Annotated in this window: 25 protein-coding genes and 2 other RNA genes; 7 read left to right on the top strand and 20 right to left on the bottom strand. The window is 65.0% G+C overall.

The annotated features are described in order from the left end of the window. Nucleotides 1-118: 118 nt before the first annotated feature. The 4 genes from VC212_RS12640 to surE are packed head-to-tail and all read right to left on the bottom strand — an operon-like array spanning nucleotide 119 to nucleotide 2981. Nucleotides 119-895 (bottom strand): peptidoglycan DD-metalloendopeptidase family protein, encoded by a 777-nt coding sequence (locus tag VC212_RS12640; protein ID WP_323525984.1) that lies wholly within the window; start codon nucleotides 893-895, stop codon nucleotides 119-121. After that, nucleotides 892-1506, bottom strand: a complete 615-nt coding sequence (locus tag VC212_RS12635; RefSeq protein WP_055844306.1) for a YqaA family protein — start codon at nucleotides 1504-1506, stop codon at nucleotides 892-894. The genes VC212_RS12640 and VC212_RS12635 overlap by 4 nt, the downstream gene beginning before the upstream one ends. Before the next feature lie 18 nt (nucleotides 1507-1524). Further along, on the bottom strand, nucleotides 1525-2205 hold the full coding sequence (locus VC212_RS12630; RefSeq protein ID WP_055844310.1) for a protein-L-isoaspartate(D-aspartate) O-methyltransferase: 681 nt from the start codon (nucleotides 2203-2205) through the stop codon (nucleotides 1525-1527). After that, nucleotides 2202-2981 (bottom strand): 5'/3'-nucleotidase SurE, encoded by a 780-nt coding sequence (gene surE / locus VC212_RS12625; RefSeq protein ID WP_055844314.1) that lies wholly within the window; start codon nucleotides 2979-2981, stop codon nucleotides 2202-2204. Before surE ends, VC212_RS12630 begins: the two co-directional genes overlap by 4 nt. A gap of 99 nt (nucleotides 2982-3080) precedes the next feature. On the opposite strand from surE, the gene VC212_RS12620 reads away from it, so the two are divergent. Further along, the gene (locus tag VC212_RS12620) at nucleotides 3081-3620 is read left to right on the top strand and encodes a Smr/MutS family protein (protein ID WP_323525983.1); all 540 of its coding nucleotides are present in this window, start codon (nucleotides 3081-3083) and stop codon (nucleotides 3618-3620) included. Nucleotides 3621-4091: 471 nt separating this feature from the next. On the opposite strand, the gene truD is transcribed toward VC212_RS12620, so the two are convergent. Further along, nucleotides 4092-5195, bottom strand: a complete 1104-nt coding sequence (truD, locus tag VC212_RS12615) for a tRNA pseudouridine(13) synthase TruD (protein WP_323525982.1) — start codon at nucleotides 5193-5195, stop codon at nucleotides 4092-4094. A 166-nt stretch (nucleotides 5196-5361) separates the two neighbouring features. Between truD and VC212_RS12610 the strand changes: the two genes are divergently transcribed. Then, nucleotides 5362-5438, top strand: a non-coding RNA gene (locus VC212_RS12610) — sX9 sRNA. 4 nt (nucleotides 5439-5442) lie between these two features. On the opposite strand, the gene ispF is transcribed toward VC212_RS12610, so the two are convergent. The 8 genes from ispF to VC212_RS12570 all read right to left on the bottom strand — a co-directional run bounded on the left by ispF (nucleotide 5443) and on the right by VC212_RS12570 (nucleotide 12009). Next, nucleotides 5443-5934 carry a 2-C-methyl-D-erythritol 2,4-cyclodiphosphate synthase gene (gene ispF, locus VC212_RS12605; protein ID WP_055844320.1) on the bottom strand — a complete coding sequence of 164 codons (492 nt, stop codon included), beginning with the start codon at nucleotides 5932-5934 and terminating at the stop codon, nucleotides 5443-5445. 16 nt (nucleotides 5935-5950) lie between these two features. Continuing rightward, the gene (gene ispD / locus VC212_RS12600; protein WP_323525981.1) at nucleotides 5951-6742 is read right to left on the bottom strand and encodes a 2-C-methyl-D-erythritol 4-phosphate cytidylyltransferase; all 792 of its coding nucleotides are present in this window, start codon (nucleotides 6740-6742) and stop codon (nucleotides 5951-5953) included. After that, the gene (gene ftsB, locus VC212_RS12595; protein WP_115511963.1) at nucleotides 6739-7104 is read right to left on the bottom strand and encodes a cell division protein FtsB; all 366 of its coding nucleotides are present in this window, start codon (nucleotides 7102-7104) and stop codon (nucleotides 6739-6741) included. The genes ispD and ftsB overlap by 4 nt, the downstream gene beginning before the upstream one ends. 3 nt (nucleotides 7105-7107) lie before the next feature. Then, nucleotides 7108-8400 carry a phosphopyruvate hydratase gene (gene eno, locus VC212_RS12590; RefSeq protein WP_115511964.1) on the bottom strand — a complete coding sequence of 431 codons (1293 nt, stop codon included), beginning with the start codon at nucleotides 8398-8400 and terminating at the stop codon, nucleotides 7108-7110. 124 nt (nucleotides 8401-8524) lie between these two features. Then, nucleotides 8525-8887, bottom strand: a complete 363-nt coding sequence (locus VC212_RS12585) for a hypothetical protein (RefSeq protein WP_323525980.1) — start codon at nucleotides 8885-8887, stop codon at nucleotides 8525-8527. Between the two features lie 13 nt (nucleotides 8888-8900). Beyond that, nucleotides 8901-9731, bottom strand: a complete 831-nt coding sequence (kdsA, locus tag VC212_RS12580; RefSeq protein ID WP_005992423.1) for a 3-deoxy-8-phosphooctulonate synthase — start codon at nucleotides 9729-9731, stop codon at nucleotides 8901-8903. A gap of 199 nt (nucleotides 9732-9930) precedes the next feature. Next, nucleotides 9931-11595, bottom strand: a complete 1665-nt coding sequence (locus VC212_RS12575) for a CTP synthase (RefSeq protein ID WP_055844331.1) — start codon at nucleotides 11593-11595, stop codon at nucleotides 9931-9933. Between the two features lie 171 nt (nucleotides 11596-11766). Beyond that, a complete protein-coding gene (locus VC212_RS12570) occupies nucleotides 11767-12009 on the bottom strand; it encodes a hypothetical protein (RefSeq protein ID WP_055844334.1) in 243 nt (80 codons plus the stop codon). Nucleotides 12010-12173: 164 nt separating this feature from the next. On the opposite strand from VC212_RS12570, the gene parE reads away from it, so the two are divergent. After that, a complete protein-coding gene (gene parE, locus VC212_RS12565) occupies nucleotides 12174-14063 on the top strand; it encodes a DNA topoisomerase IV subunit B (RefSeq protein WP_055844337.1) in 1890 nt (629 codons plus the stop codon). Nucleotides 14064-14373: 310 nt separating this feature from the next. On the opposite strand, the gene VC212_RS12560 is transcribed toward parE, so the two are convergent. Further along, complete coding sequence (locus VC212_RS12560) at nucleotides 14374-15168, bottom strand: CDP-diacylglycerol diphosphatase (protein ID WP_323525979.1); 795 nt, start codon at nucleotides 15166-15168, stop codon at nucleotides 14374-14376. A 139-nt stretch (nucleotides 15169-15307) separates the two neighbouring features. Here VC212_RS12560 and VC212_RS12555 point away from each other — a divergent pair, with 139 nt between their 5' ends. Further along, complete coding sequence (locus VC212_RS12555; RefSeq protein ID WP_323525978.1) at nucleotides 15308-16810, top strand: S10 family peptidase; 1503 nt, start codon at nucleotides 15308-15310, stop codon at nucleotides 16808-16810. Between the two features lie 61 nt (nucleotides 16811-16871). Here the strand turns inward: VC212_RS12555 and VC212_RS12550 are convergent, their stop codons facing one another. The 3 genes from VC212_RS12550 to VC212_RS12540 all read right to left on the bottom strand — a co-directional run bounded on the left by VC212_RS12550 (nucleotide 16872) and on the right by VC212_RS12540 (nucleotide 19505). Further along, nucleotides 16872-17633 carry a YdcF family protein gene (locus VC212_RS12550; RefSeq protein ID WP_323525977.1) on the bottom strand — a complete coding sequence of 254 codons (762 nt, stop codon included), beginning with the start codon at nucleotides 17631-17633 and terminating at the stop codon, nucleotides 16872-16874. 108 nt (nucleotides 17634-17741) lie between these two features. Beyond that, nucleotides 17742-18869, bottom strand: a complete 1128-nt coding sequence (locus tag VC212_RS12545; protein ID WP_055844347.1) for an inorganic phosphate transporter — start codon at nucleotides 18867-18869, stop codon at nucleotides 17742-17744. 9 nt (nucleotides 18870-18878) lie between these two features. Next, complete coding sequence (locus VC212_RS12540; protein ID WP_055844350.1) at nucleotides 18879-19505, bottom strand: DUF47 family protein; 627 nt, start codon at nucleotides 19503-19505, stop codon at nucleotides 18879-18881. Nucleotides 19506-19779: 274 nt separating this feature from the next. Here VC212_RS12540 and VC212_RS12535 point away from each other — a divergent pair, with 274 nt between their 5' ends. Together VC212_RS12535 and VC212_RS12530 are read left to right on the top strand one after the other, a co-directional pair. Beyond that, the gene (locus VC212_RS12535; RefSeq protein ID WP_115553564.1) at nucleotides 19780-21120 is read left to right on the top strand and encodes a hemolysin family protein; all 1341 of its coding nucleotides are present in this window, start codon (nucleotides 19780-19782) and stop codon (nucleotides 21118-21120) included. After that, nucleotides 21104-21775, top strand: coding sequence for an exopolysaccharide biosynthesis protein (locus VC212_RS12530; RefSeq protein ID WP_323525976.1), 672 nt, complete (start codon nucleotides 21104-21106; stop codon nucleotides 21773-21775). Before VC212_RS12535 ends, VC212_RS12530 begins: the two co-directional genes overlap by 17 nt. Nucleotides 21776-22208: 433 nt before the next feature. Here VC212_RS12530 and VC212_RS12525 read toward each other — a convergent pair whose 3' ends face one another. From VC212_RS12525 to VC212_RS12515, 3 genes are all read right to left on the bottom strand, one after another. Further along, nucleotides 22209-22709, bottom strand: coding sequence for a pyridoxamine 5'-phosphate oxidase family protein (locus VC212_RS12525; protein WP_055844359.1), 501 nt, complete (start codon nucleotides 22707-22709; stop codon nucleotides 22209-22211). A gap of 60 nt (nucleotides 22710-22769) precedes the next feature. Continuing rightward, entirely contained in the window at nucleotides 22770-23771 is a 1002-nt protein-coding gene (locus VC212_RS12520) for an LLM class flavin-dependent oxidoreductase (RefSeq protein WP_323525975.1), read from the bottom strand. A gap of 141 nt (nucleotides 23772-23912) precedes the next feature. After that, a non-coding RNA gene (locus tag VC212_RS12515) (sX9 sRNA) lies at nucleotides 23913-23988 on the bottom strand. A 205-nt stretch (nucleotides 23989-24193) separates the two neighbouring features. On the opposite strand from VC212_RS12515, the gene VC212_RS12510 reads away from it, so the two are divergent. Beyond that, nucleotides 24194-25591, top strand: a complete 1398-nt coding sequence (locus VC212_RS12510; protein ID WP_323525974.1) for an MFS transporter — start codon at nucleotides 24194-24196, stop codon at nucleotides 25589-25591. Nucleotides 25592-25607 lie beyond the last annotated feature (16 nt).

The following is a 25607-nucleotide window of genomic DNA, read 5'->3' as shown; positions in this document are numbered from 1 at the left end:
CACTGTCAAGTGAAAATTCCCCAACTCCACAATCAGCCGGCCTTAGCGCGGCGACCCAGCCCATCCCGCAGCGCTAACAGCCCCAGGCTGTTACGAATCCCCAATCCCCACTCCCCAATCACTTCCGGGGCAAATACAGCAACGGATCGACCGGCTTGCCGTTGTAGCGAATCTCGAAGTGCAGCATGTCGCGGGCGGCGCCGCTGCGACCCATCTCGGCGATCTGCTGGCCGGCCTTGACGCTCTGGCCTTCGTTGAGCAGACGTTTGCGGTTGTGGCCGTATGCCGACAACCACTGGTCGTTGTGCTTGATGATGATCAGCTCGCCATAGCCGACCAGGCCGGCGCCCGAGTACACCACCACGCCATCGGCGGCTGCGCGCACGGCCTGACCGCTGGCGCCGGCGATGTCCACGCCCTGCTTGGTGGTTTCGCCGGTCACGAAGGTACCGACCACCACGCCGTCGGCGGGCCAACGCCAGGAAAAGCCGCTACTGACAGGCGCGGCGACCGGCGTGGCCGGACGCGGCACCACCACCGTGCCAGCCACCGGCGCGCTAGTTCCCGGCTTGCTGGCACCAGGCGGATACAGCTTCAAGGTCTGGCCGGGATAGATGGTGTTGGGCGAGGACAGGCCGTTCCACGCGGCCAGATCCGGCGCGGTGATATTGGTGCGGCGAGAAATCGCATACAGGGTGTCGCCGCGCTGCACGGTCACCGTCGCACCGGGACGGGGCACCGATGGCCGTGGCGCGGCAGACGGTCGCGAGGATGACGAACCGCCACCGGCGCCAGGGGAACGCACCACTGTCGCGCTGCTGCAGGCGGTCAGCCCGATTGCCACTACGAGCACGACTGCTGTCTTGCGTACCGAATTCATCTGCGTCTTGCTCATCCGTTCGTTGTCTTCCACACCAGCCAAGCTGCGCCTGCTGCAAGCACCGCCATCGCCATCCAGCCCAGCGGCTCGATCCAGCGATGCAGCGCCGCTTCGGCCCGTGCGCCGCCGAGGCGGATCGCGCCGGCGACCAGATAGACGCGTTTGCCGCGCCCGACCAGCATGCTGGCGATGAAAGGCAGGATCGGCACGCCGACCACGCCCGAGGCCCAGGTAAAGATCTTCAGCGGGATCGGGGTGAAGCCGACCAGCACCAGTGCCCAGAACGCCTTCCACGGCGACTCCGCCACCAGCGCGCGCAAGGTTTCGATCTGGGCCTGGATCTTCACACTCCAGCCCAGCCATTCGATCAGCGGCTGCAGCGCGGCGAAGGCGAAATGCCCCAGCAGATAGCCGACCATTGCGCCGCACACCGAGCCAACCAGGCTCAAGGTGGCGAACCATAGCGAGCGCTTGGGCTCGGCAAGCGACATCGGCGCCAGCATCACTTCCGGCGGCACCGGAAAGATGAAGCCCTCCACGAAGCTGAGGCCGGTCAGCAGCGCTGGCGCGCGGCGGTGGCGCGACCAACGGATGGCCACGTCGTACAACGGCCCGAAAATCTTCATCGAGTCACTCTCATCAGATCAATCCAGCATGCCCGACAACAGCGGGACGAACGTGACCGGCGCCAGAACCTGCTGCTCGATCTCGCCGTCGGCAGCGCGGGTGAGCTGCACCAGCGACTGCGAGGACGCACCACCGACCGGGGCCACCAGGCGCCCACCGACCGCGAGCTGATCGACCAGCGCATCCACCAGAGCCGGCGCTGCAGCAGTGACCACGATGGCGTCGTACGGGCCGTGCTCGGGCCAGCCGATGCGGCCGTCGTCGTGCTTGCTGCGCACGTTCATGCCGAGATGGCGAAAGCGCTTGCGCGCCTGCCGCAGCAGGTCGCCGATGCGCTCGACGGTGTAGACCTCCAGGCCCAGCGCGGCGAGGATCGCGCCCTGATAGCCGGAGCCGGTGCCGACTTCCAGCACCTTGGTCGGCGCCACCTGCAGCACGGCCTCGGTCATGCGCGCGACCACCCAGGGCTGCGAGATGGTCTGGCCGTGGCCGATCGGCAGCGCGGTGTCTTCGTAGGCACGCGAGGCCAGCGCTTCGTCGATGAACAGATGCCGCGGGACGGTGCGCATGGCATTGAGCGTGGCTTCGTCCTGGATGCCGGCCTCGCGCAGGCGCTCGACCAGACGGTCGCGCACGCGCTGCGAGGTCATGCCGATGCCGACCGATTCCGGTTGCAGCATGCGCAGCCTCGGCGTCATGCCGGGCCGTCCAGCGCAGCGGTCAGCCCGCCGACCCAGCCGGCCACCGTCTCCAGCGCCTGGTAGCGGGTGAGATCGACATGGATCGGCGTGATCGAGATATGCCCGGTGCGCACGGCATGGAAATCGGTGCCGGCGCCGGCGTCCTGCTCCGGACCGGCCGGGCCGATCCAATACACGGTGCGGCCGCGCGGGTCTTGCTGCGGCACGCAGGGCTCGGAGCGATGCCGGTTGCCGAGCCGGGTGACTTCGAAACCGAGCACATCCGACCAGGCCAGATCCGGCACGTTGACGTTGAGGATGGTGTCGGCCGGCAATGGGTCGGCCTTCAGCCGCGCGACGATTTCCACTGCGGCGCGCGCGGCGGTGTCGTAGTGATGGGCTTCGTGGTTATGCGTCACCAGCGACACCGCCACCGCGGGCAGGCCCAGGAAGCGGCCCTCCATCGCAGCAGAGACGGTGCCGGAATAGATCACGTCGTCGCCGAGATTGGCCGAGTTGTTGATGCCGGAGACCACGATGTCCGGGTCGTAATCCAGCATGCCGGTGAGCGCCAGATGTACGCAGTCGGTGGGCGTGCCAGCCACCGCGCAGGTTTGCGCGTCGATGCGGCGGGTGCGGATCGGCACATCCAGCGTCAGCGAATTGCTAGCGCCGGAGCGGTCGCGATCGGGCGCGACTACCATCACTTCATGACCGGCATGCCGCAGCGCCTCGGCCAGGATCTGGATGCCGGGGGCGTCGACACCGTCGTCGTTGCTAACCAGTACGCGCATGAGACTCCTCGGAAAACCCGTCCATGATACCGGATGCGTCCATGTGCTTGCCGCTTGATCTTCGCGTGTGTCTGAGGTTGGACCGGTTACGCTGTACCGATGTCACATCCTGAAGACGAAGACGACAGCGCGCTGTTCCGCGCGGCGATCGGCGCGGTGAAGCCGATCCGCGAAGTGGCGCCGCCGGCCAATGCCAAACCGCGCCCAAAACCCCGCGCGCGCATGGCCGAGCGCGACGAGGCGCAAGCGCACACCGAATTCGTCCGATTGCTACGCGACAGCGCGCCGCTGGAAGCCGGCGACACGGCTAGTTATCGTCGCGACAATCTTCCCACTCGTTTGTTTCAACGCCTCAAGCGCGGGCAATTTTCGGTGCAGGACGAGCTGGATCTGCATGGCGCCACCGCAGCGCAGGCCGAGGTGTTGCTGCGGCAGTTCCTGCTGGATGCCCATGCGCACGAACATGGCTGCGTGCGCATCATCCATGGCAAGGGCCTGCAATCGGACAATGGCGCGCCAGTCCTGAAGAACCTGATGGACCGCCTGCTGCGCCAGCGCAACGATGTGCTGGCATTTCATTCGGCGCCGCCGACGCAGGGCGGCACCGGTGCGTTGTTGGTGTTACTGGCGCGGCGATAGTGGGGTGATGTGTGGGTAGGTGCGGGTGTGTTTGCTGCCTGACAGGCAGACGTGTTGGGATGAGTTGCGGTCTATGCGCATGCAGCCTGACGCTTGCGTTGCGCCACCCATAGTCAGTCCCGAGCATTCGTCTTCACTTCCGAGCATTCGCTGCGCCGGAGAGGCTGCTTCGCTTGCAACCGTGCTTCCGTGCGGCTGACAAGCGATCGGTGGTGCGGGTCGCGGCCGGGGCCGCTCCTACGAGAACGGGGCTCGTTGTTGTGCGTGCGGCAGCAGACGGCTTGCTTGATCCGCTCAGCCGCCTTCATTCCCGAGTATTCGCTGCGCCGGATAACTGCTTCGCTTGCAACCGCGCTTGCGTGCGGCTGACAAGCGATCGGTGGTGCGGGTCGCGGCCGGGGCCGCTCCTACGAGACGGATGGCTGCGTTGGGCCTGGCATCTGCAGCATAGGGTGCTCTGATTGAGCACGCTTAGTCATCGGAACGACTGGTTGCCGCTGCACGACCCGCATCGCTGACATCGCCCAACTCCCACAGCACTGCAGTGGCGTAGCAGCCCGGTGGCAGCGCGAATTCCACCTGCAAAATCTGCTCGTCCAGCCAGCGATACTGCAGCTCTTGCGGACGAAGGCGCAGCGCGCGGCGCTCCTGTTTCAATTCGGCAGCTTCCAGTCCCTGGCGCAACGCCTCCGATTGCGGGTCTGCTAACGCGCCCTGCTCCACCGCGGCGGCCTGAGCGGTGGGACGCAGTTCGCCCACGCCCCACAACGGACCGCTCGGATGGATGTCGAAGCGTACCAGCCGCTCGGCCAACACCTCGCTCCACGGCTCGGGGCCGAATACGCTACGCGAGCCATCCAGCATCCACGCTTCGCCATCCAGCGCCGCATCCCAGCTGCCCTGTTCCACACGTGCGCTCAGCACGCGATTGAACAGCGACGAGCGCGCCGCAGATAGCAGGATCGAGCGTTGATCGTTGCGCAGACGGCGCTTGGGGGCCGGCACCAGCGTGCCGTCGGCCTCCTGCAGGTAACCGAACATCGCAAGCGCAGACGCCACATTGCCGCCATCGCGACCGAAGCGCTGTTCGCCAAACCAGTTGGGGATGCCGCGCGCGGCGATTGCCTGCAAGCGTTGCTCGATGGCATCCCGCTCGCCCTCCACCTGACGCAACGTCAGCACGAAGCGATTGCCCAGCAGCGCGCCGCGCTGCAGCTTGCGGTTATGCCAGGTGCTGTGGACCACCTGCATCTGCGCATCGTCGAGCGTGGCAAGGTCCGGCGCGATGCGCTTGGGCAGGTGCACACTGAAACGTTGCGTGGTCACTGCATGGCGATCCTTCAGCCCTGCATAGCTGACGCCCATCTCCGCGATGCCCGCCCATTTCGCAAGGTGTTTAGCGATGTAAGCCGTGTTCTGCCCACGCTTGCGAATGGTGAGCAACAGATGCTCGCCTTCGCCCGAGGGCTCGAACGACGGCAGCTCATCGACCTGGAAATCTTCCGGCGTGCTGCGCATTGCCGCGCTGAGGACCGCTGCGCCATGCGCACGCGGAAGAGAGGAGGTCTCGCTCATAGTGTGGTTCGCCTTCGCGCCGACGGATCGTGCGCTGTTTGCCGAGCTTTCGGCGCGGAATGTGGTGGTGCATGCCAACAACCCGGCATGCAGGAGTGCGTTGTAGAGCAGCTAACAAAACCACGGCGCTCACCGCCAGCCGGATGCGGCCGGTACTCGGTGCGGTATGCACGACTCGTACACTGCAGTTGCGAGCGCGGCCGTCCACACCCACCTGACGACCGCTCGCTATGTGTGTTAGCCGCGCTTAGAGCGCGATCTTGCCCAGCAGCACCGCAGCCTGCGCGGCGATACCTTCGCCACGACCGGTGAAGCCGAGCTTCTCGCTGGTTGTTGCCTTGACGCTGACCGCATCGAGCTCGATGCCCAGCAGCCCGGCAATGCGTTCGCGCATGGCCAGCGCATGCGGGCCAACCTTGGGCCGCTCGCAGATGACGGTGATATCGGCATTGCCGACGCGCCAGCCACGCTCGCGCAGCAATTGATCGCAGTGCTGCAGAAACTGCGCGCTGTCGGCATCCTTCCAGCGCTCATCCGAGGGCGGGAAATGCTGGCCGATATCGCCCAGCGCCAAGGCGCCCAGCATGGCATCGCAGAGCGCGTGCAACACCACATCGCCATCGCTGTGCGCGAGCACGCCGTGGCTATGCGCGACACGCACGCCGCCAAGCATCACATGGTCGCCATCGCCAAACGCATGTACGTCGTAGCCCTGGCCGATTCGGAAATTGAAGGACATGGAAAACCCGTGGTGATTAAGAGGCGTCGCTGGCAACGATGCCCAGCCCGGCATCGCTGCGCGCGGGTGGCGCAACCTCGTAGGACGCAGCGGCCGGATCGGCGTCTACCGCAACGCCGCGGCGTACAAGTTCGAACTCGAAGCGTGCCAGATCCGCCGGCGTGGTGACCTTGAAATTGTCCTCGGCGCCTTCCACCAGCAACGGACGCAACCCAAGTCGCTCCATCGCCATGGCCTCGTCGGTGACGTCGACGCCGGCAGCCGACGCGTCGGTGAGACCACGGATCAGCTGATGCCGCCGAAACAGCTGCGGTGTCAGCGCGCGCCACAGGCGCTCGCGTGGCTCGGTGCCATCGATACCACCGTCGTCGCCGGCACGTTTAAGCGTGTCGCGCACCGGTGCGGCCAGGATCGCGCCGACCGGGTCGCCACGGCCGATTTCCAACAGCCGGTCCAGATCTGCCAATGCCAGATTCGGACGCGCGGCATCGTGCACCAGCACGAAGTCGTCCGCACGCACGCTCTCGGGCAGGGCCAGCAAGCCGGCCAGTACCGAGGCTGCGCGTGTGGCACCGCCAACGCAGGTCAACACGGGTTTGGACTGCACCGCCGTCCAGCCCGGCCAGTCGGCATCGCCCGGCGCAATCGCCACCAGGATGCCGGCGACCGCCGGATGCGCGGCCAGCGCTGCCAAGGTGTAGGCCATCAACGGTTGGCCCGCTGCTGGCAGATATTGCTTGGGAAGCGCGCCGCCAAACCGCGTGCCGCGCCCTGCGGCCGGCACGATGGCCCAGATCGAGCCGGTCATGGATGCTGTTCCGTCGCAGATGCGGGCTCGGACGTGGCCGGCGCGGGCGCAGGTTCAGTCGTTGCCGCAGGCAGCAGCGGCGCATCTTCGACCACGCGATAGAACGTCTCGCCCGGTTTGATCATGCCCAGCTCGCTGCGTGCGCGCTCTTCGATTGCCGCCTCGCCGTCCTTCAAATCCTTCACCTCTGCTGCCAACGCCTGGTTGCGTTGGCGCAGACCTTCGTTGTCCTGTGTCTGATGCGCGACCTGGGCTTCCAGCATCATGACTTCACCGGAATTCCCAGGCCCGAACCAGAAGCGGTACTGCAGCCAAGCCAGCAGCACCGCCAGCACCAGCAGTAGCCAGCGCCAGTTGCGCACGGCTTATCGCTTGATCGAAACGAACGCGTCGCGGCCGGCGTAACGCGCGCCGGAGCCCAACGCCTGCTCGATGCGCAGCAGTTGGTTGTACTTGGCCACACGGTCGCTGCGGCACAGCGAGCCGGTCTTGATCTGGGTGGCGGTGGTGGCCACGGCGATGTCGGCGATGGTGGTGTCTTCGGTTTCGCCGGAACGGTGCGAGACGATGGACGCGTAGTTGGCTGCGTGCGCCATGGCGATCGCTTCCAGCGTTTCGGTCAGCGTGCCGATCTGGTTGACCTTGATCAGGATCGCGTTGGCGGTGCCCGAGTCGATGCCCTGCTTGAAGATCTTCGGGTTGGTGACGAACAGATCGTCGCCCACCAGCTGTACCTTCTTGCCGACGCGGTCGGTCAGCAACTTCCAGCCGGCCCAATCGTCTTCGGCCAGGCCGTCTTCGATGCTGATGATCGGGTACTGCGCAACCCAGTCGGCCAGGAAGTCGACAAACTGCTCGCTGGTCAGGCGCTTGTTCTCACCCACCAGGTTGTACTTGCCGTTGTCGTAGAACTCGCTGGAGGCCACGTCCAGGCCCAGCAGCACGTCTTCGCCGGCGGTGTAACCAGCCTTGCCGATCGCTTCGAGAATGGTGTCCAGCGCTTCGACGTTGCTGCGGAAGTCCGGCGCAAAGCCGCCTTCATCGCCCACCGCCGTGCTCAGGCCGTGGCCCTTGAGCACCGACTTGAGCGAATGGAAGATTTCGGTGCCGGCGCGCAGCGCTTCGGAGAACGAGCTGCAACCGACCGGCAGCACCATGAACTCCTGGAAGTCGACGTTGTTGTCGGCATGCGCGCCGCCGTTGATGATGTTCATCATTGGCACCGGCAATTGCACATCGGATTCGGTGATGGTGGACAGGTACTGCCACAGCGGCTGCTTGCGCGAGGCGGCAACCGCATGCGCGGCGGCCAGCGACACACCCAGCAGCGCGTTGGCGCCCAGGCGGCCCTTGTTCTCGGTGCCATCCAGGTCGATCAGGCGACGGTCCAGACCCTGCTGGTCGGCCGCGTCGAAATCCTTGAGCGTCTCGGCAATGGTGCCGTTGACGTTGTCCACCGCGTGGCGCACGCCCTTGCCCATGTAACGGGTCTTGTCGCCGTCGCGCAGCTCCACCGCTTCCTTGGTGCCGGTCGAGGCGCCCGAGGGCACGGCCGCGCGGCCGAACGAGCCGTCTGCCAGCGTGACTTCGGCCTCCAGCGTGGGATTGCCGCGGGAATCGAGGATTTCGCGGGCGAGGATCTTGGCGATAGTGGTCATAGGTCGATCGGTTACCAGTAAGGGGGAAGTACACCGGAAACAAGCTGCCGGATTATCGCTGCACACCGGTCCATTGCCAAATCGCATGGGGCTGGATGCGTGCCAGACCGGCAAGACTGCGCGACTAGGCCTTCAGGGCCAGCAGCGACAAACAAAACAGCAGTAGCAAGAGCAGCAGCAGCGCCAGGCCCATGGCTGCAGCGCCCGGCTGGCGACGCTGCGAGAACGCAACCGAGCTGGCGACAAGACCGCCCAGCGTGACCAGCGCACCTACCAACAGCGTGACAAACATCGGAATGCGCGTGGCCTGCATCGCATGGCTGCCGTCGCCCGGCATGCCGATGCTGGCGGTCACCAGGAAGGCCATCACGGCCAGGCAGGCCCATGCCGCGAGCGACAACCCCAACGCCATCCAGCCCCAGGGCCATTGCCGCCAGTGCCGGCGTTGGCGACGCGCTGCCACCAACGCCCATGGGTCGGAACTCATACGACGTCGGAACTCATGCGAAGCGCGCGAACCCGTGCTTCTTGGTCACCGCATCCAGCTCCATCAACGTTTCGAGCAGTTCTTCCATGCGGTCCAGCGGCCAGGCATTGGGGCCATCGGAGAGCGCCTTGGACGGGTCCGGATGGGTTTCGGCGAACAGGCCGGAAATGCCCACGGCCACCGCAGCGCGCGCCAGCACCGGCACGAACTCGCGCTGGCCACCAGAGCTGCTGCCCTGCCCGCCCGGCAACTGCACCGAATGCGTGGCGTCGAACACCACCGGGCAGCCGGTGTCGCGCATGACGCTGAGCGAGCGCATGTCGCTGACCAGATTGTTGTAGCCGAACGAGGCGCCACGCTCGCAGACCATGATCTGCTCGTTGCCGGTCGACTTGGCTTTTTCCACCACCGGCTTCATGTCCCACGGCGCCAGGAACTGACCCTTCTTGATGTTGACCGGCTTGCCGGCGGCGCAGACGTTCTTGATGAAGTCGGTCTGACGCACCAGAAACGCCGGGGTCTGCAACACGTCGACGACGGCGGCGACTTCGTTCATCGGGGTGTATTCGTGCACGTCGGTGAGCACCGGCACGCCAATCTGCTTTTTCACCGCGTCCAGCACCTTCAAGCCTTCTTCCAGGCCGGGGCCGCGGAAGCTGGTGCCCGAGGTGCGGTTGGCCTTGTCGAAGCTCGACTTGAAGATGAAGTTGACCCCGAGCTTGCCGGTGATCTCCTTGAGCTTGCCGGCGACATCGAGCTGCAACTGCATCGACTCGATCACGCACGGGCCTGCAATCAGGAACAACGGCTGGTCGAGGCCCACTTCAAAGTCACACAGTTTCATCAGGTCACCTTATTTCGATTGAAGCCTCTTTCCCGTCGGGAGAGAGGCTGGGGTGCGGGTAAGGTTGCGAAGCGCTTGCGAAGCCCGATGATTTGCCCTGGCTGCGCGTGGCGACGCGTTCATCAGGACCGCCATCTTCCGGTGTATTGCGGCGCTCCGGCGCTTGGCGCCACCTTCTCCCGAGGGGAGAAGGCACTGCTCACGCACGCGCTTCCTTCAGCAGCTTGCCGCCGGCCTTCTTCTCGCGCGCGGCGCGCACGAAGCCGATGAACAACGGGTGCCCGTCGCGCGGGGTGGACAGGAACTCCGGATGCGCCTGGCAGGCCAGGAACCAGGGATGTGCATCGCGCGACAGCTCGACCACTTCCACCAGCGTGTCGTCCATCGACTTACCGGAGATCACCAGGCCGGCATCTTCCAGCTGGGTACGGTAGCGGTTGTTGAACTCGTAGCGATGGCGATGACGCTCGGCCACCACGTCCTTGCCATACACCTCGCGCGCCAGCGTGCCCGGCTTGAGTCGCTGCTCCTGCAAGCCCAGCCGCATGGTGCCGCCCAGGTCGGACTTTTCGTCGCGCTTTTCGACTTCACCAGTGGCGGTGCGCCATTCGGTGATCAGGCCGATCACCGGATGCGGCGACTGGCGATCGTTTTCGGTGCTGTTGGCCGCGTCCAGATCGGCGACATGGCGCGCATAGTCCACCACCGCGGCCTGCATGCCGTAGCAGATGCCGAAATACGGCACCTTGTGCTCGCGCGCGAACTTGGACGTTTGCACCTTGCCTTCGAAACCGCGATCGCCGAAGCCGCCCGGCACCAGGATGCCGTCGATGTCCTGCAAGGCCGCCATGTCGCTGCCTTCCAGATCCTGCGCTTCCAGCCACTTCAAGTTGACCTTGGTGCGCTGGCGCAGACCGCCGTGACGCAGCGCCTCGGCCACCGACTTGTAGGCGTCCTGGTGATCGACGTACTTGCCGACCACCGCGATGGTGACTTCGTCGAGCGGATGCTTGACCGCATCCACCACCGCCGCCCATTCGGACAGGTCGGCCGCAGCGACCTTGTCGCGCAGCTTGAACTGGTCGATGACCAGCTCGTCCAGGCCCTGGCGCAGCAATTCCAGCGGCATGCCGTAGAGCACGTCGATGTCCGGGCAGCTGATCACCGCGCGCTCGGAGACGTTGGTGAACAAGGCGATCTTGCGACGCTCCGAATCCGGCACTGCCTGCTCGGAGCGGCACAGCAGCACGTCCGGCTGGATGCCGATCGAGCGCAGTTCCTTGACCGAGTGCTGGGTCGGCTTGGTCTTCAATTCACCGGCCGCGGCGATGTACGGCACCAGGGTGAGGTGCATGAACATGGCTTTTTCCGCGCCGCGCTCGGTGCGGACCTGGCGAATGGCTTCCAGGAACGGCAGCGATTCGATATCGCCGACGGTGCCGCCGATCTCGATCAGCGCCACATCGAAGCCGGCCGTGGCCTCGTCGATGCAACGACGAATTTCGTCGGTGATGTGCGGGATCACCTGCACGGTGGCGCCCAGGTAATCGCCGCGGCGCTCCTTGCGGATCACGTTCTCGTAGATCCGGCCGGTGGTGACCGAATTCTTGCGCGACAGCCGCGTGCGCACATAGCGCTCGTAGTGGCCCAGGTCCAGGTCGGTTTCGGCACCGTCGTCGGTGACGTAGACCTCGCCATGCTGGAACGGGCTCATCGTGCCCGGGTCCACATTGATGTACGGGTCCAGCTTCATCATCGTGACCTTGAGGCCACGCGCTTCCAGAATGGAGGCAAGCGAAGCGGCGGCAATGCCCTTGCCTAGCGAGGACACTACGCCGCCGGTAACAAAAATCAGGGGGGTCATGGGGCTTGAAGCCTCCCGGAAAGCCATAGTTTAGCGGGTGACGGGCGAATGCCCAAGGGTTGTGTGACGCCCGGGGCGTCGCACGCGGCAAATGCGCGCCACGGCGCGCAAATGCAGACGCCCCGACCGAAGCCGGGGCGTCCGTGGAACACGTCGCGCTGCGCAGATGCGTCAGCGTGCGGGCTTCTCTTCTTCCTCTTCCTCACGCGGCGCGTTGTCGGCCTTGGGCTTCTGCGCGGCAGCGGCGGCGCGGCGCTCGGCCTTGCGCTCAGCGTCGGTCTTGGCCTTGGCATCGTCGGCCTTTTGCGCGGTGGCGCCCTGCCCGGTCTGCTGCGGAGCCGCCTGGGCCAGGGCAGGAAGTGCTGCGACCGCGGCCGCACCGAGGGTGAGCATCAGGATGTGCTTGAACTTCATGGCGTCCTCTTTGGCGTCGGTGACATCCTCAGGTGGGGACGTTTGGTTCCGAAACCAACGCCAGGGTAGCCAGTGGTACCCGGCCGCGCACTGAATGCCGGTCGCGTGCAAAAAAACGCCCCAGCAGCCACACTTGTGCGTCGTTTCACGTGCCAGCGAGATGCATGAACACCCGTTATAACGCCGCCGATATTGAAGTGCTGTCGGGCCTGGACCCGGTCAAACGCCGCCCGGGCATGTATACCGACACCGCGCGCCCGAACCATTTGGCGCAGGAGGTGATCGACAACTCCGTCGATGAAGCGCTGGCCGGCCACGCCCGGCAGGTCGAAGTCACCTTGTATAAGGACGGCAGCTGCGAAGTGTCCGATGACGGGCGCGGCATGCCAGTGGACATGCATCCGGAAGAGAAGATTCCCGGTGTCGAACTGATCCTGACCCGCCTGCACGCCGGCGGCAAGTTCAATAACCGCAACTACACCTTCTCTGGCGGCCTGCACGGCGTGGGCGTGAGCGTGGTCAATGCGCTCTCGACCAAGGTCGAGCTGTTCATCAAGCGCGAAGGCAGCGAGCACCGCATGGAGTTCCACGACGGCATCGCCGCCTCCAAGCTGGAGGTCGTCGGCACGGTCGGCAAGAAGAACACCGGCACGCGGCTGCGCTTCTGGGCCGACCCGAAGTACTTCGACACACCCAAATTCAACGTGCGTGCGCTGCGCCATCTGCTGCGCGCCAAGGCGGTGCTGTGCCCGGGCCTGACCGTCAAGCTGCATGACGAGGCCACCGGCGAGCAGGACAGCTGGTACTTCGAAAACGGCCTGCGCGATTATTTGAAGGGCGAGATGGCCGAGCACGAGATGCTGCCGGCCGACCTGTTCGCAGGCAGCCTGAAGAAAGACACCGAGATCGTCGACTGGGCTGCCGCCTGGGTACCCGAAGGCGAGCTGGTGCAGGAAAGCTACGTCAACCTGATCCCGACCGCGCAGCACGGCACCCACGTCAACGGCCTGCGTTCGGGCCTGACCGATGCGCTGCGCGAGTTCTGCGACTTCCGCAATCTGCTGCCGCGCGGCGTCAAGCTGGCGCCGGAAGACGTGTGGGACCGGGTCACCTTTGTGCTCAGCCTGAAGATGACCGACCCGCAGTTCTCCGGGCAGACCAAAGAGCGGCTGTCCTCGCGTCAGGCGGCCGGCTTTATCGAAGGCGCCGCGCACGATGCCTTCAGCCTGTATCTCAATCAGAACGTGGACATCGGCGAGAAGATTGCGCAGATCGCCATCGACCGCGCCAGTGCGCGGCTGAAGACCGAAAAGCAGATCGTCCGCAAGAAGGTCACCCAGGGCCCCGCCCTGCCCGGCAAGCTGGCCGACTGCATCAGCCAGGACCTGTCGCGCACCGAACTGTTTCTGGTCGAAGGCGACTCGGCCGGCGGCTCGGCCAAACAGGCGCGCGACAAGGATTTCCAGGCGATCCTGCCGCTGCGCGGCAAGATCCTCAACACCTGGGAAGTGGCATCGGGCAGCGTGCTGGCCTCTGAAGAAGTGCACAACCTGGCCATTGCGATTGGCTGCGACCCGGGCAAGGACGACATCACCGGGCTGCGCTACGGCAAGGTGGTGATCCTGGCCGATGCGGACTCCGACGGCCTGCATATCGCCACGCTGTTGACGGCGCTGTTCCTGCAGCATTTCCCCGCCCTGGTGGCCGCCGGGCACGTGTTCGTGGCGATGCCGCCGCTGTTCCGCGTGGACGTGGGCAAGCAGGTGTTCTACGCACTGGACGAAGAAGAAAAGACCACGCTGCTGGACAAGATCGCGCGCGAGAAAATGAAGGGCCAGATCAGCGTCACCCGCTTCAAGGGCCTGGGCGAGATGAACCCGCAGCAGCTGCGCGAATCCACCATCCATCCGGACACGCGCCGGCTGGTGCAGTTGACCATCGACGACGGCGAACAGACCCGCTCGTTGATGGACATGCTGCTGGCGAAAAAACGCGCGGGCGACCGCAAACAGTGGCTGGAAACCAAGGGCGACCTGGCGTCGCTGGAAGTCTAAAGCCCTGCAAAAACGCCCTCTCTCAACACAGAGAGGGCAACGTATACGCGTACGCTTCTTGCACGCGTGTGCGTGGTTAAGCGCCCTCTCTCAGCGTAGAGAGGACGCAGCACACGCGCTTACTACTGGTGCGCGCGTGCGCGTGCCGCCAAGCACCTTGCCGAAGGCATAGTTGCGTAGGCAAAGCAGATACAGCGATGACCGTGTGCGGTACTGACTTTCGCCACCTACCGGCAGCGATTCGTCTGTTTGAACTGCAACGTATCGCGTTGAAAGACCAGTGCGTGCTGACGAGCTGGTCAACACCACCTCAACGCACGCCCGGCAACACCTGCGTTGCACCGGTCACCAGACCGCAGGCGTGGTCCTGCACCTCTTCGCCACTGGCACGGTTACCGCTGCGTGCATCCTGCCGCGTCGCCAGTAGAACGAACCCCGGTCGCGCGTCCTGCAGTTGCGCGCCGGCGACCACCAGCGAGTAATCGCGCAAGCTGGCATCGGCAGGAAGCGCGTCTGCGAGCAGGCGAATCGGATCTTGCTCCAGCGCATCGCCTTCCAGCGTCCTGGCCAGATACACATGACCCAGCAGCGGCTCGGCCAGGGCATGCCATTCCGGGCCGATCTCAGTGCGCTGACGCTGCAGCGCTGCGTATACGTCCGGACGCAGGCAATCGATGTGGATATGCAGTTGCTCCTGCGAGCGCCCGTGCGGCGAGTTCAACGCGAGGCTTACGTATTGCCTTGGCAGCGGACGTTGCAGCGCCTGCGCCACGAAGCTGCGCGCATCCCAGGCAGTGGCGAAATAATTCGGCGCGTCGGCGCGCAGCAACGCGGGGTCTTCGATTCCGCTGACCCGCACGCTGGGCACCAACAAATACTGGAAGCTGCCGTGACGGTCTTTCAACAGCACCGCCCGGCGCGCCGGATCCGACCACACGGCGGCGCAGTCGGGCGGCCGCGGCGCCTCTGCCAGGCAGCGGGTGGAGACGATGCGCCACAACGCATCCGGGTCGCTGGTATGGCGTACCGGTGCAGGTGGCGCTGCCGCACAGCCAGACAACAGCAGCAACACGGCACACGCATGTCGAACGGCGCCAGGCCTCATCTGCAGCTCGATTACCAGGGCACGCCATGATAGCGAGCCGCTCGGAATCGGTCAGCGCGACAGGCATGCCTTTTTGCACATCCACCGCGCGGTGCCGCAGCCTAGCATCGGCGCTCTTCCGTTCGAATGCCGATTGCCCATGCCCTCCTTGTTCCATACCGGCCTGCTGGCCTGCCTGCTGTTCGGCGTCCCGGCATTCGCCGCCGCGCAGGACAGCAAGACCGATTCCAAGCCTGACGCCAAGGCCGATACCGCTGCGAGCAAACCCGCACCGCTGCCGGCTGATGTCAGCGTGCGCCAAAGTACGCGCCTTGCCGGGCGAACGCTGAGTTACACCGCCGCCGTCGGCACGCTGCCGGTGCGCGATGCGCAGGGCAAGACCACCGGCGAGGTGGTATTCACCGCCTACACCGTGGACGGCAAGGACCGCCCGGTGACCTTTGCCTTGAACGGCGGCCCGGGCGCGGCGTCGGTGTATCTGAACATGGGCGCGATCGGGCCGAAGGTGGTCGGGTTCGGCGCCGAGGGCGACAGCGCATCTGCGCCGGCGACCTTGCGCGACAATCCGGGCACCTGGCTGGACTTCACCGACCTGGTGTTCATCGACCCGGTCGGCACCGGCTTCAGCCGCGCACTGATCGGCGATGACGAAGCCAAGAAGCAGTTCTACAACCCGCAGGCCGACGTCGAATATCTCTCGCGCGTGATCTACGACTGGCTGCTGAAGAATCGCCGCCTGCAGACGCGCAAGTATCTGGTCGGCGAAAGTTATGGCGGTTTCCGTGGCCCGCGCATAACCCAGTATCTGCAGACCCGACTTGGCGTTGCGATGAATGGTGTGGTGCTGGTCTCGCCGTTCCTCAACCCGACCCTGGACGACAACAGCGACGTCTCGCCGCTGGCGTGGATGCTGACCCTGCCTTCGATCGCCGCTGCACACCTGGAACGCCAGGGCCAACTCAGCGACAGCGCGATGCGCCAGGTGATCGACTACACCCGCAGCGACTATGCGGTGGCGCTGATGAAGGGCCGTACCGATCCGCAGGCCACCGAGGCAATGCTGCAACAGGTCACCCGCATGACCGGGCTGGATCCGGCCTATGTGCGCCGCTCCGGTGGACGCCTGGAAACCCAGGCGTATCTACGCGAAGTGTTTCGCGACAAGGGCGAGCTGGGCAGCCGCTACGACGCCAACGTGACCGCCTTCGACCCGTTCCCCAACGACCCCACGCAGCGCGCCAGCGACCCGCTGCTGGACAGCATCATCGCCCCGACCACCACCGCGATGGTGGACTTCGTCACCCGGATCGTCGGCTGGAAAGTCGATGCCCGCTATCAGGCGATCAATTACGAGGTCAATACGGCGTGGGAATGGGGCGATGAGCTGCGCAAGGGCGCGGTGACGCAGCTGCGTCAGTCGGTGGCGATCGACCCCAAGCTGCGGGTGCTGATCGCACATGGCTGGAACGACCTCTCCTGCCCGTTCATGGGCTCGGTGCTCACCGTGGATCAGATGCCGGCGATGGGCGACCCCAACCGCGTGCAGGTACACGAATATCCGGGCGGCCACATGTTCTACAACCGCGCCGATAGCCAGGCCGCGTTCCGTCGCGACGTCAAGGCGATGTACGAAACGCGCTGAGCGCATGCAGTGCCGGGCGTGCGACTCACGCCCGGCGATGAATCAACCGCGTCGTGACGCTTTAAACCGCGCCAGGCGCGGTCGCTTTCACGTTCCAGCCCATCCATTGGTAAAGCCGATACCGCGCGATGCCCAGGTATTCATGCAAGGCGACATCGGCCAGGGTGAAGTTGTAGCTTTGCGGCAGGATCGACCAGGACGCGGTGAGCCAGTCGGCGCGCACCGGGATGGCATCGATCCCGAAGTGGCGGAAGTACAGCTCGGCGCGGCGCAGATGCGTGGCCGATGACACCAGCACGACGCGATCGGGCCGGTGCGCGCGCAGCAAGGGCTGACTGAATTGCGCGTTCTGCCAGGTGTTCATGCTGGACGGTTCCATGATCAGGTCTGCCCGATCGATCCCCAGCCCGATCAATACGCGCTGATACACCACCGCTTCCGACAGGCCCAGACCGCGGGCGTCGCCGCCGCTGATCTCGATCTTGCAATCGCCGCCGTTGTGCCGGCATTGCCGATACAGCCGCGCCGATTCAACGATGCGGCCATAGGCGAACATATTGGCCTCGGCCACCGCATCGCGGCCTTCCGGGCGCACGGTGCCGGCGCCCAGCAGCACGATGACGTTGCGCGCGCCCCAGGCATTGAAATCGTTGAGGCCGGTGTGTTGCAGGTTCTGCAGCATCCACGATGGCAGCGGCCCGCAACCGACCGCGAACACCAGCGCCAGGCTGGCCCCGGCCAGCACGCGCGACAACCGCCGCGATCCGCGACGATCGATCAACCAGGCCAAGCCGAACAACACGCACACCAGGGCAAGCATCATCGCGGAAGGTTCTCACTCAGGACGCGCAGGCACCCCCGGTCACGGCAGATCCCTTGCGCAATAACAGCGCAGCGTGACGGCGGTGCGTGACCGCACCGCGACATCGCATCAGGTCCAGCCAAACAGCTCGAACAGCGTCAGGATCAGATACGCCACACCGCCCGCGGCGGGAATGGTGAGGATCCACGCCCAGACAATGCGCTCGATCACGCCCAGCCGCAGCGAGCGCGGGTTCTTGGCAAACCCCACGCCCATGATCGCGGTGGAAATGCTGTGCGTGGTCGACACCGGCATGCCGAAATGCGCAGCCACGGTGAGCACGGTGGCCGAGCTGGTTTCGGCAGCAAAGCCGTGGATGGGATGCAGCTTGACCATCTTGTGGCCGAGCGTCTTGATGATCTTCCAGCCACCGGAGGCGGTACCGGCCGCCATCACCACCGCGCAGGTCAGCACGATCCACATCGGGATGCCGTCACCGGCGGCCAGGCCGGTGCCCGGATGCAGAAATGCCAGCCAGCTCGGCAGATTGTCCAGCGCACCGGCCGACTGCGCGCCGATCAGGGTCATCGCAATGATGCCCATGGTCTTCTGCGCATCGTTATGGCCGTGGGCGTAGCCCATGTACGCGGCCGAGGCGATCTGCGCCTTGCCGAAGAACGCATTGACCCAGCGCGGCCGCGCCAGCCGCCCGATCCGGCCACCGAGCCGCGACATGCCGGCGATGATGGCCCACAGCAGCAGCATCACCACGATACCGAGCAGGAACCCGGCGATCGGCGAGGTGATCATCGGCACGAACACCTTCCACAACAGGCCCTTGTTCTTGGCCCAGTTGCCGACGCTTTCCGACCAGATCAACGCGTCCCAATTGTTGTGCGCGGCGGCCAGACCGGCGCCGCACAGGCCACCGATCAGCGCATGCGAGGACGACGACGGCAGGCCCTTCCACCAGGTGATCAGGTTCCAGATGATGCCGCCCAGCAGCGCGCACAAAATCACCTGCGGGGTGACTTCGACCACGTTGGTGTTGAGCAGGCCAGACGCAATCGTCAAGGCCACCGCAGTGCCGGTCAGGGCGCCGATCAAATTCATGCCGGCGGCCAGCATCACCGCCCAACCCGGCGACAACACCTTGGTGGCGACAACAGTGGCGATGGAATTGGCGGTGTCGTGGAAGCCGTTGATGAACTCGAACACCAACGCGGCCAGGATCACCACCAGAACAAGGGTAAGCACGCGGCGACCTCAGCTGTTCTTCAATACGATCTGGTACACCACCACCCCTGCCTCGCGGCAACGGTCGATGGCTTTCTCCAGGATCTCGAAGAACTCCTTGAGCAGGAACATCTGCAGCGTGTCCAGGCGGCCGGAATAGATGTCGCGGTACAACTCGAGCATCAGGCGGTCGGCCTCGTTTTCCAGCGTGCGCAGCTTGTCGTTGAGCGCAGTCATGCGATCGATGTTCATCTGCGGCAGGTCGGTGACCATCTCCACCACAACTGCGGCGGCCTGCTCCAGCATCGCCGCGCGCGGAGCGAAGTCGATGTGTTCCAGGTGCTTGGTGGCCAGCGAATAGCGGTCGGCGAATTTTTCGACCTGCTTGGGAATCTTGTACAGCGCCGAGCCCAGCGCTTCGATGTCTTCGCGCTCGATCGGGGTCATGAAGCTGTCGACCAGCGCCTGGCCGATCTTGTCGGAGGCGGCGCGTTCGCGCAGGCGGGCCAGCTTGAAGGCGTCCAGCGCGGGCTGCCGGTCGGACGTGCGCATCATGGCGTGCAACGCCTTGGTGCTGTCGTAGGCGGCCTGCGCCGCTTCGTTCAGAAGCGAATAGAACTGCTTGCCGGAACCGAAGATGGTCTGCAACGAGAACATGGGTGGAGAACTTCCTGCCGTCGAGGGAGAGACGGGCGCCAAGGACGAATTATGACCGTTCCATGACCTGTCTGGGTACATCGGCGCCGCGCACGGCCTTCACATCGGCATTTCCCGGCTCGAATCACCCTGTAATTTGCTAACATGCCTCCGCGCTTTCGGGCGCACCCTATGGAAGACGACCCTATATTTCCCCGTTGCCGCCCCGCCCCTGCGCGCGCCGGCCAACCCCGCGCTTGCCCGCCCTCCCCTTCACTGACCGGGGAAGACGCCCGTGGTTGAGTTTCTGATCGTCATCGCGCTGATTCTATTGAACGGCTTCTTCGCCATGTCGGAGATGTCGTTGATGACCTCGCGCAAGAGCCGCCTGAAGCAGATGGCCGGCTCCAGCAAGCGCGCCGCGCGGGCGCTGGCCTTGGCCGAGAGCCCCGAGAACTTCCTGTCCACGGTCCAGATCGGTATCACCTCGATCGGCATCCTGACCGGCCTGTTCGGCGGCGAAGCCATCGGTGAGGCCATCGGTGAGCGGCTGCAGCTGGCCTTCCCTGCACTGTCGGCCACTTTCTCGCTGGTCGGCGATCCCAAACCGTATTCGGTGGTGATCGGCAGCACGCTGGCAGTGGCGCTGATCACCTTTTTGACGCTGATCTTCGGCGAGTTGGTGCCCAAGCGGCTGGCATTGCGCAATTCCGAAGATATCGCCGGCTTTGTCGCGGTGCCGATGACCTGGCTGGCCAAGATCGCCGCGCCCGGGGTGTGGGTGCTGGCGCGCTCTACGCGGTTGGTGCTGCGCATGCTGGGCATGGGCAAGGACGAATCGGCATCGATCACCGAAGAAGAGATCCGCATGCTGGTGGCCGAAAGCCACGAAGCCGGCGTGATCGACGCGCACGAGCGCGACATGATGAACAGGGTGATGCGCCTGGGCGACCGCACCGCCGACAGCCTGATGACGCCGCGCAACCGCATCGCCTGGCTGGATGCCAATGCCGAGCCGGAACGCAACCTGCAGATGATGCGCGAGCACGAGTTCTCGCGTTACCCGGTGTATCGCGGCAGCGACCAGGACATTGCCGGCGTGCTGGAGGTCAAATCGCTGGTCACGCGCTTGGGCGGGCATGGCGAGCACCTGTTCCAGGCACTGCGCGATACCTTGTTCGTGTCCGAGTCCACGCATGCGATGAAGTTGCTGGAGATCTTTCGCGAAGAACAGCAGTCGATGGCGCTGGTGGTCGACGAATACGGCGAAATCCGTGGGCTCGTCACCATCAGCGACCTGATGGGCGCGGTGGTGGGACGCCTGCAGGCGGTGGAAAACACCGACGAAGACGCGCTGGTGATCACCCGTGCGGATGGCTCGCTGCTGATCGACGGCTCGCTGCCGGTGGAAGAATTGCGCGAAGTGCTGGGCGCCGAACTTCCGGAAGCCGACGAAGGCGATTACCACACGTTGGCCGGGCTGTGCATTTACTACTTCGGGCGCATTCCGCAGGCCGGCGAATTCTTCGATTGGGCCGGCTGGCGCATCGAGATCGTGGATCTGGATGGTGCGCGCGTGGACAAGCTGTTGCTGAGCCGCGTCGGCGACGAGGACAGCGATGACATCGTCGGATGACGGCGCGCCGCCATCCGACGACTCCGGTGGCGAGCAGATGCGCTACCGCAATGAAGGCATCCGCAGTTTGTTGGCGGCCTTCAGCGACGGCGACCCGGAGCAGGTGCTGCGGGTGCGCGAGATTCTGGCCGACCTGCAGCAGAGCGCGTTCGGGGTGTTTTTATTTCTGGCGATCCTGCCGTCGTTCATCCCGATTCCGGGCGTGGCCGGTGGCATCAGCGGGCCGCTGACGGTGCTGATCGGAGTGCAGATGATGTGCTGCCTGCGCAAGCCGTGGGTGCCGGCCTTTATCGGCAACCGTGGGCCACGGCGACGCACCAGCCAGCGTTTCGTGGCGAAACTGGCGCCGACGCTGCAGCGGTTGGACCGCCTGCTCAAGCCGCGTTTGCACGGGGTGCTCGATCGGATACCGGCGCAGGTGTTCACCGGGTTGCTGCTGGTGCTGGTCGGCATTTTACTGACGCTGCCGATCCCGTTTACCAACTATCTGTTCGGCTTGATCCTGCTGCTGTTTGCGCTGGCCTTGCTGGAGCGCGACGGCGCGTTGATGCTGGTCGGCTGGGCGGCGGCGCTGGTGTCGATCGCGGTGTTCGGCATCACCTCGGATCAGTTGCTGGATTTGATTCGTGGGTGGTGGCCGGTAGCGTGGCGTTGAGTTCCACCGTCGAGTGCGCGCCGGATTGGGCTTGTTGGCGCTGACGGATCAGCTCTGATGCTGGAATGGGTGACACTTTTTCGCTGGCGAACGTTGGTTGGGATGTTCGTTCAACGTCGAGGTTGCTCGCGGACGTACCCTCACCCCAACCCCTCTCCCGCAGGAGAGGGGCTAAAGCGCTTGGCGTGCGATTGAGCGATCTTGGGTCGCGTACGCGCCATGCGGATAACGTTGCGTTGTAAGCGAAGCCTTGCGCCATATGGAACCCAGACGGCCCGTGCGGCGATTGGTTTTCGCCGCCTTTAGAAGGACCGATCGTCTGGAACGCCCGATCGTCGTACTAAAGCCAAACCTTGGTCATCAGATCGGGACTTGTCGGTTACGTCTGGTCCTGGTGCTCAGATCAGGGCTTGGCGCTTACGTCAGGTCTTGCTTACTTCAGATCGACCACGCGGTTATCCGAGAGGCTGGCAGTATCGTCGGTGACGGCAGCCATGACGAAATACAGCGCCTTGCCCAGCAGGCCGCTGGGGCCGTCCCAATACTCTGCCGACTCGGCGCGTACATGGATCAAGCGCAGGTTGGGGTCGTCCTTGCCGCCGGGGAAAAACACTTTCATTGCCGGCGACCATAACGCATCGATCTTGGCGCGGTCGTGCACCACGCGGGCGGTGCCGGCGACCGACACGTAGGTGTTCTTGGATGCCGAGGCGTAGGCCACGTTGACGCGTGGGTCGGCGGCGATTTCCGCCACTTTCGGGCTATCGGCGGCGGTGGCGAACCACAGGTCGCCGTCGAATTCGACTTCCTGCGTGCCCAGCGGGCGGCTCACCAGCTTGCCGTCCGCCGAGACGGTCGTGAACATCGCAATGTCCACGCCGCGAATCAATTCCGCCAACTGCTTGATGCTCTCGCTACGTTCCTGAAGTTGCATGCGTGTGTTCCCAATGGAGATGCATGCATCTGAGCGGATCGACGCGCAAAGCGACGTGAATCACGCAGTGGTCACGTCCAGCTCGCGGACCGCTTCTGCCGCGATCTCGAACGAACGCAGGCGCGCGGCGTGATCGTAGATGTTGGCGGTGAACAACAACTCGTCCGGGCCGTGGCGATCGATAAAGGCGGCCACGCCCTGCGCAACCTGGTCGGCATCGCCGAGCACCGTGCATGCCAGGGCACGCTCCACGCCGATACGCTCATGCGGCTGCCAGAAGCTGTCGATATCGTCGATGGGCGGCGGGATATTGCTGAGCTTGCCGCGACGCAAATTGACGAAACTCTGCTGCTGGGTAGTGAACAACCGACGCGCCTGCGCTTCGGTCTCGGCAGCCACCACGTTCAGGGCGAGCATGACGTGCGGCTTGGCCAACTGCGCGGACGGACGGAATTCGCGGCGGTAGATCGCCACCGCTTCGTCCATCGCATCGGGCGCAAAGTGCGAGGCGAACGCGAACGACAACCCCATCGCGGCAGCAAGCCGCGCACTGAACAGGCTGGAACCGAGCAGCCACACCGGCACATCGATCCCGGCGCCGGGGACGGCCTGCACCAACTGCCCCGGCACCGCGGGGGCGAAGTAACGCAGCAACTCCGCCACGTCCTGCGGGAACTGGTCGGCACCGTCGAAATAGCGGCGCAAGGCGCGTGCGGTGGGTTGATCGGTCCCGGGGGCGCGGCCCAGGCCCAGATCGATGCGCTGCGGGTACAGCGACGCCAGCGTGCCGAACTGTTCGGCCACCTGCAGGGGGGCATGGTTGGGCAGCATGATGCCGCCGGAACCGACGCGGATGGTCTTGGTGCCGCCGGCGACGTGGCCGATCAACACTGCGGTGGCGGCGCTGGCAATGCCCGGCATGTTGTGGTGCTCGGCCAGCCAGTACCGGTGATAGCCCCAGCGCTCGGCGTGTTGCGCCAGATCGAGCATGTTGGCGAAGGCGTGTGTGGTGTCGCTGCCTTCGCAGACGGGCGCCAGGTCGAGCACGGAAATGGGCGTCATCGGACGGCTCCGGAACTAAGTGATGTGCAAGAGATGGGGCTGCCCGGGCGGCATTGCCAGTCGCTTGTCCGGCGCTGAGGGGATTACAGCATTCCAGCAGCCGAACACCGGATGCGGGGCGCGGCCTGCGTCATCAACAGTGGCTGACACCCCATCGCGGGCAGTTGTGAAGCAGGTGTGGCCGACGCGCAAGAATGGGAGTGCACGAGCGGTACATGCCCCGCCAGGCGGGCACCGGCCGCGCCCGCCTGGCGGCTGCACAGTCGTTGTATCGACTGCTCTATGGACAGATAGCCGCGCCGCTGCAGCAGATGCAGTGACCTGGGCGCGAACCCATCGACCGCGCGACGAAGGGCCGGCGCTGCCGGATCAGGCCGCTGGCTATGATGCGGATTGCCTTGCAATGCGACACCACGATGACCATGACCGCCCCGCCTGCCCATGACTCCGGTGCCGCCCAGATTTCCGCGCGCATCGACCGACTACCGGCCAGCGCCACGCTGTGGCGGCTGGTCGGCCTGCTGGCGTTGGGCGGGTTCTTCGAGCTGTACGACCTGTTCCAGACCGCCTACATCAGCCCGGGGCTGATTGCCGACGGCATTTTTGCCAAGGGTGCCGATGGCGTCTTCGGGATGTCGGACCAGGCCGCATTCGCCGCAGCGACGTTTCTTGGGCTGTTCGTCGGCGCCGCGCTGTTGAGCCCATTCGCTGACCGCTTCGGCCGCCGCCTGGTGTTCACCTTCGCACTGGTCTGGTACACCGCCGCCACCGTGGCGATGGGCCTGCAGAGCACAGCCACCGGGGTCATCGTGCTGCGCTTTGTAGTGGGGATCGGGCTGGGCATTGAACTGGTGACCATCGATACCTATCTGTCCGAGCTGGTCCCGCGGCACATGCGCAGCGCGGCGTTCGCGTTTGCCTTCTTCGTGCAGTTTCTGGCGGTGCCCGCAGTGGCGCTGGCCGCGTGGCTGCTGGTGCCGCATGCGCCACTGGGAGTGAGCGGCTGGCGTTGGGTCGTGCTGCTGAGCGGTGTGTTTGCGTTGGCGATCTGGTGGTTGCGCAGCCGCTTGCCGGAATCGGCGCGCTGGCTGGCAGCGCAGGGCCGCCATGCCGAAGCGGACGCGGTGCTGAATCAACTGGAAGCGCGCTGCGTGCGCGACATCGGCGCGCCGTTGCCCGAGCCGCAACTGGCCACCACAGCGCCCGCCAGCCAGGCGCGGGTGTCGGCCTTGTGGCGGGCACCGTATCGCGGGCGCATCGGCATGTTGGTGGTGTTCCACATTTTTCAGGCCATCGGTTTCTTCGGCTTCGGCAACTGGTTGCCAGCCTTGATTGCAGCGCAAGGCACCGGTGTCACCAAGAGCCTGGGCTATTCGTTTGCGATTTCGCTGGCCTACCCGCTTGCGCCGCTGCTGTTGCTGCGCTTTGCGCAGCGCTGGGAAAACAAGTGGCAGATCACCGCGTCGGCGCTGGGCGCGGTGCTGTTTGGCGTGCTGTTTTTGCTGCAGCATGACGCCATCGGCATGGTGCTGTGCGGGGCGATGATCGCGTTCTGCAATGCCTGGATGAGCTTTGCCTACCACGGTTATCAGGCCGAACTGTTCCCCACCGGATTGCGTGCGCGGGCGGTCGGGTTTTGCTACTCGTTCAGCCGTCTGTCGACGGCGGTGAGCAGCGTGTTGATTGGCTGGCTACTTGCCCAGGTCGGCAGCCATGGCGTGCTGACGTTTATTGTGATCAGCATGTCGATCGTTGCAAGCGTGATCGCCGTGTTCGGGCCGCGCACGCGTAATCGTGCGCTGGAAGAGATTGCGGGCTAGCGCCTGCGCAGTGGTG

Source organism: Xanthomonas sp. WHRI 8932A (genome assembly GCF_035012785.1).
GTDB lineage: Bacteria > Pseudomonadota > Gammaproteobacteria > Xanthomonadales > Xanthomonadaceae > Xanthomonas.
Note: the sequence above shows the minus strand (reverse complement) of the source record. Positions and strands in the feature narration are given on the sequence as shown.

Bases quoted from the DNA above. Each gene is read 5' to 3' on its own strand.
- VC212_RS12540 (WP_055844350.1), bottom strand. From the start codon at position 19,505: ATGTTCTCGTTGCAGACCATCTTCGGTTCCGGCAAGCAGTTCTATTCG.
- VC212_RS12640 (WP_323525984.1), bottom strand. From the start codon at position 895: ATGAGCAAGACGCAGATGAATTCGGTACGCAAGACAGCAGTCGTGCTC.
- VC212_RS12520 (WP_323525975.1), bottom strand. From the start codon at position 23,771: ATGACGCCCATTTCCGTGCTCGACCTGGCGCCCGTCTGCGAAGGCAGC.
- VC212_RS12510 (WP_323525974.1), top strand. From the start codon at position 24,194: ATGACCGCCCCGCCTGCCCATGACTCCGGTGCCGCCCAGATTTCCGCG.
- VC212_RS12570 (WP_055844334.1), bottom strand. From the start codon at position 12,009: ATGAAGTTCAAGCACATCCTGATGCTCACCCTCGGTGCGGCCGCGGTC.
- VC212_RS12630 (WP_055844310.1), bottom strand. From the start codon at position 2,205: ATGACGCCGAGGCTGCGCATGCTGCAACCGGAATCGGTCGGCATCGGC.
- VC212_RS12585 (WP_323525980.1), bottom strand. From the start codon at position 8,887: ATGAGTTCCGACCCATGGGCGTTGGTGGCAGCGCGTCGCCAACGCCGG.
- parE (WP_055844337.1), top strand. From the start codon at position 12,174: ATGAACACCCGTTATAACGCCGCCGATATTGAAGTGCTGTCGGGCCTG.
- VC212_RS12575 (WP_055844331.1), bottom strand. From the start codon at position 11,595: ATGACCCCCCTGATTTTTGTTACCGGCGGCGTAGTGTCCTCGCTAGGC.
- VC212_RS12525 (WP_055844359.1), bottom strand. From the start codon at position 22,709: ATGCAACTTCAGGAACGTAGCGAGAGCATCAAGCAGTTGGCGGAATTG.
- kdsA (WP_005992423.1), bottom strand. From the start codon at position 9,731: ATGAAACTGTGTGACTTTGAAGTGGGCCTCGACCAGCCGTTGTTCCTG.
- truD (WP_323525982.1), bottom strand. From the start codon at position 5,195: ATGAGCGAGACCTCCTCTCTTCCGCGTGCGCATGGCGCAGCGGTCCTC.
- VC212_RS12635 (WP_055844306.1), bottom strand. From the start codon at position 1,506: ATGAAGATTTTCGGGCCGTTGTACGACGTGGCCATCCGTTGGTCGCGC.
- VC212_RS12620 (WP_323525983.1), top strand. From the start codon at position 3,081: ATGTCACATCCTGAAGACGAAGACGACAGCGCGCTGTTCCGCGCGGCG.
- VC212_RS12550 (WP_323525977.1), bottom strand. From the start codon at position 17,633: ATGATGCTTGCCCTGGTGTGCGTGTTGTTCGGCTTGGCCTGGTTGATC.
- ispD (WP_323525981.1), bottom strand. From the start codon at position 6,742: ATGACCGGCTCGATCTGGGCCATCGTGCCGGCCGCAGGGCGCGGCACG.
- eno (WP_115511964.1), bottom strand. From the start codon at position 8,400: ATGACCACTATCGCCAAGATCCTCGCCCGCGAAATCCTCGATTCCCGC.
- VC212_RS12560 (WP_323525979.1), bottom strand. From the start codon at position 15,168: ATGAGGCCTGGCGCCGTTCGACATGCGTGTGCCGTGTTGCTGCTGTTG.
- ispF (WP_055844320.1), bottom strand. From the start codon at position 5,934: ATGTCCTTCAATTTCCGAATCGGCCAGGGCTACGACGTACATGCGTTT.
- VC212_RS12530 (WP_323525976.1), top strand. From the start codon at position 21,104: ATGACATCGTCGGATGACGGCGCGCCGCCATCCGACGACTCCGGTGGC.
- surE (WP_055844314.1), bottom strand. From the start codon at position 2,981: ATGCGCGTACTGGTTAGCAACGACGACGGTGTCGACGCCCCCGGCATC.
- VC212_RS12555 (WP_323525978.1), top strand. From the start codon at position 15,308: ATGCCCTCCTTGTTCCATACCGGCCTGCTGGCCTGCCTGCTGTTCGGC.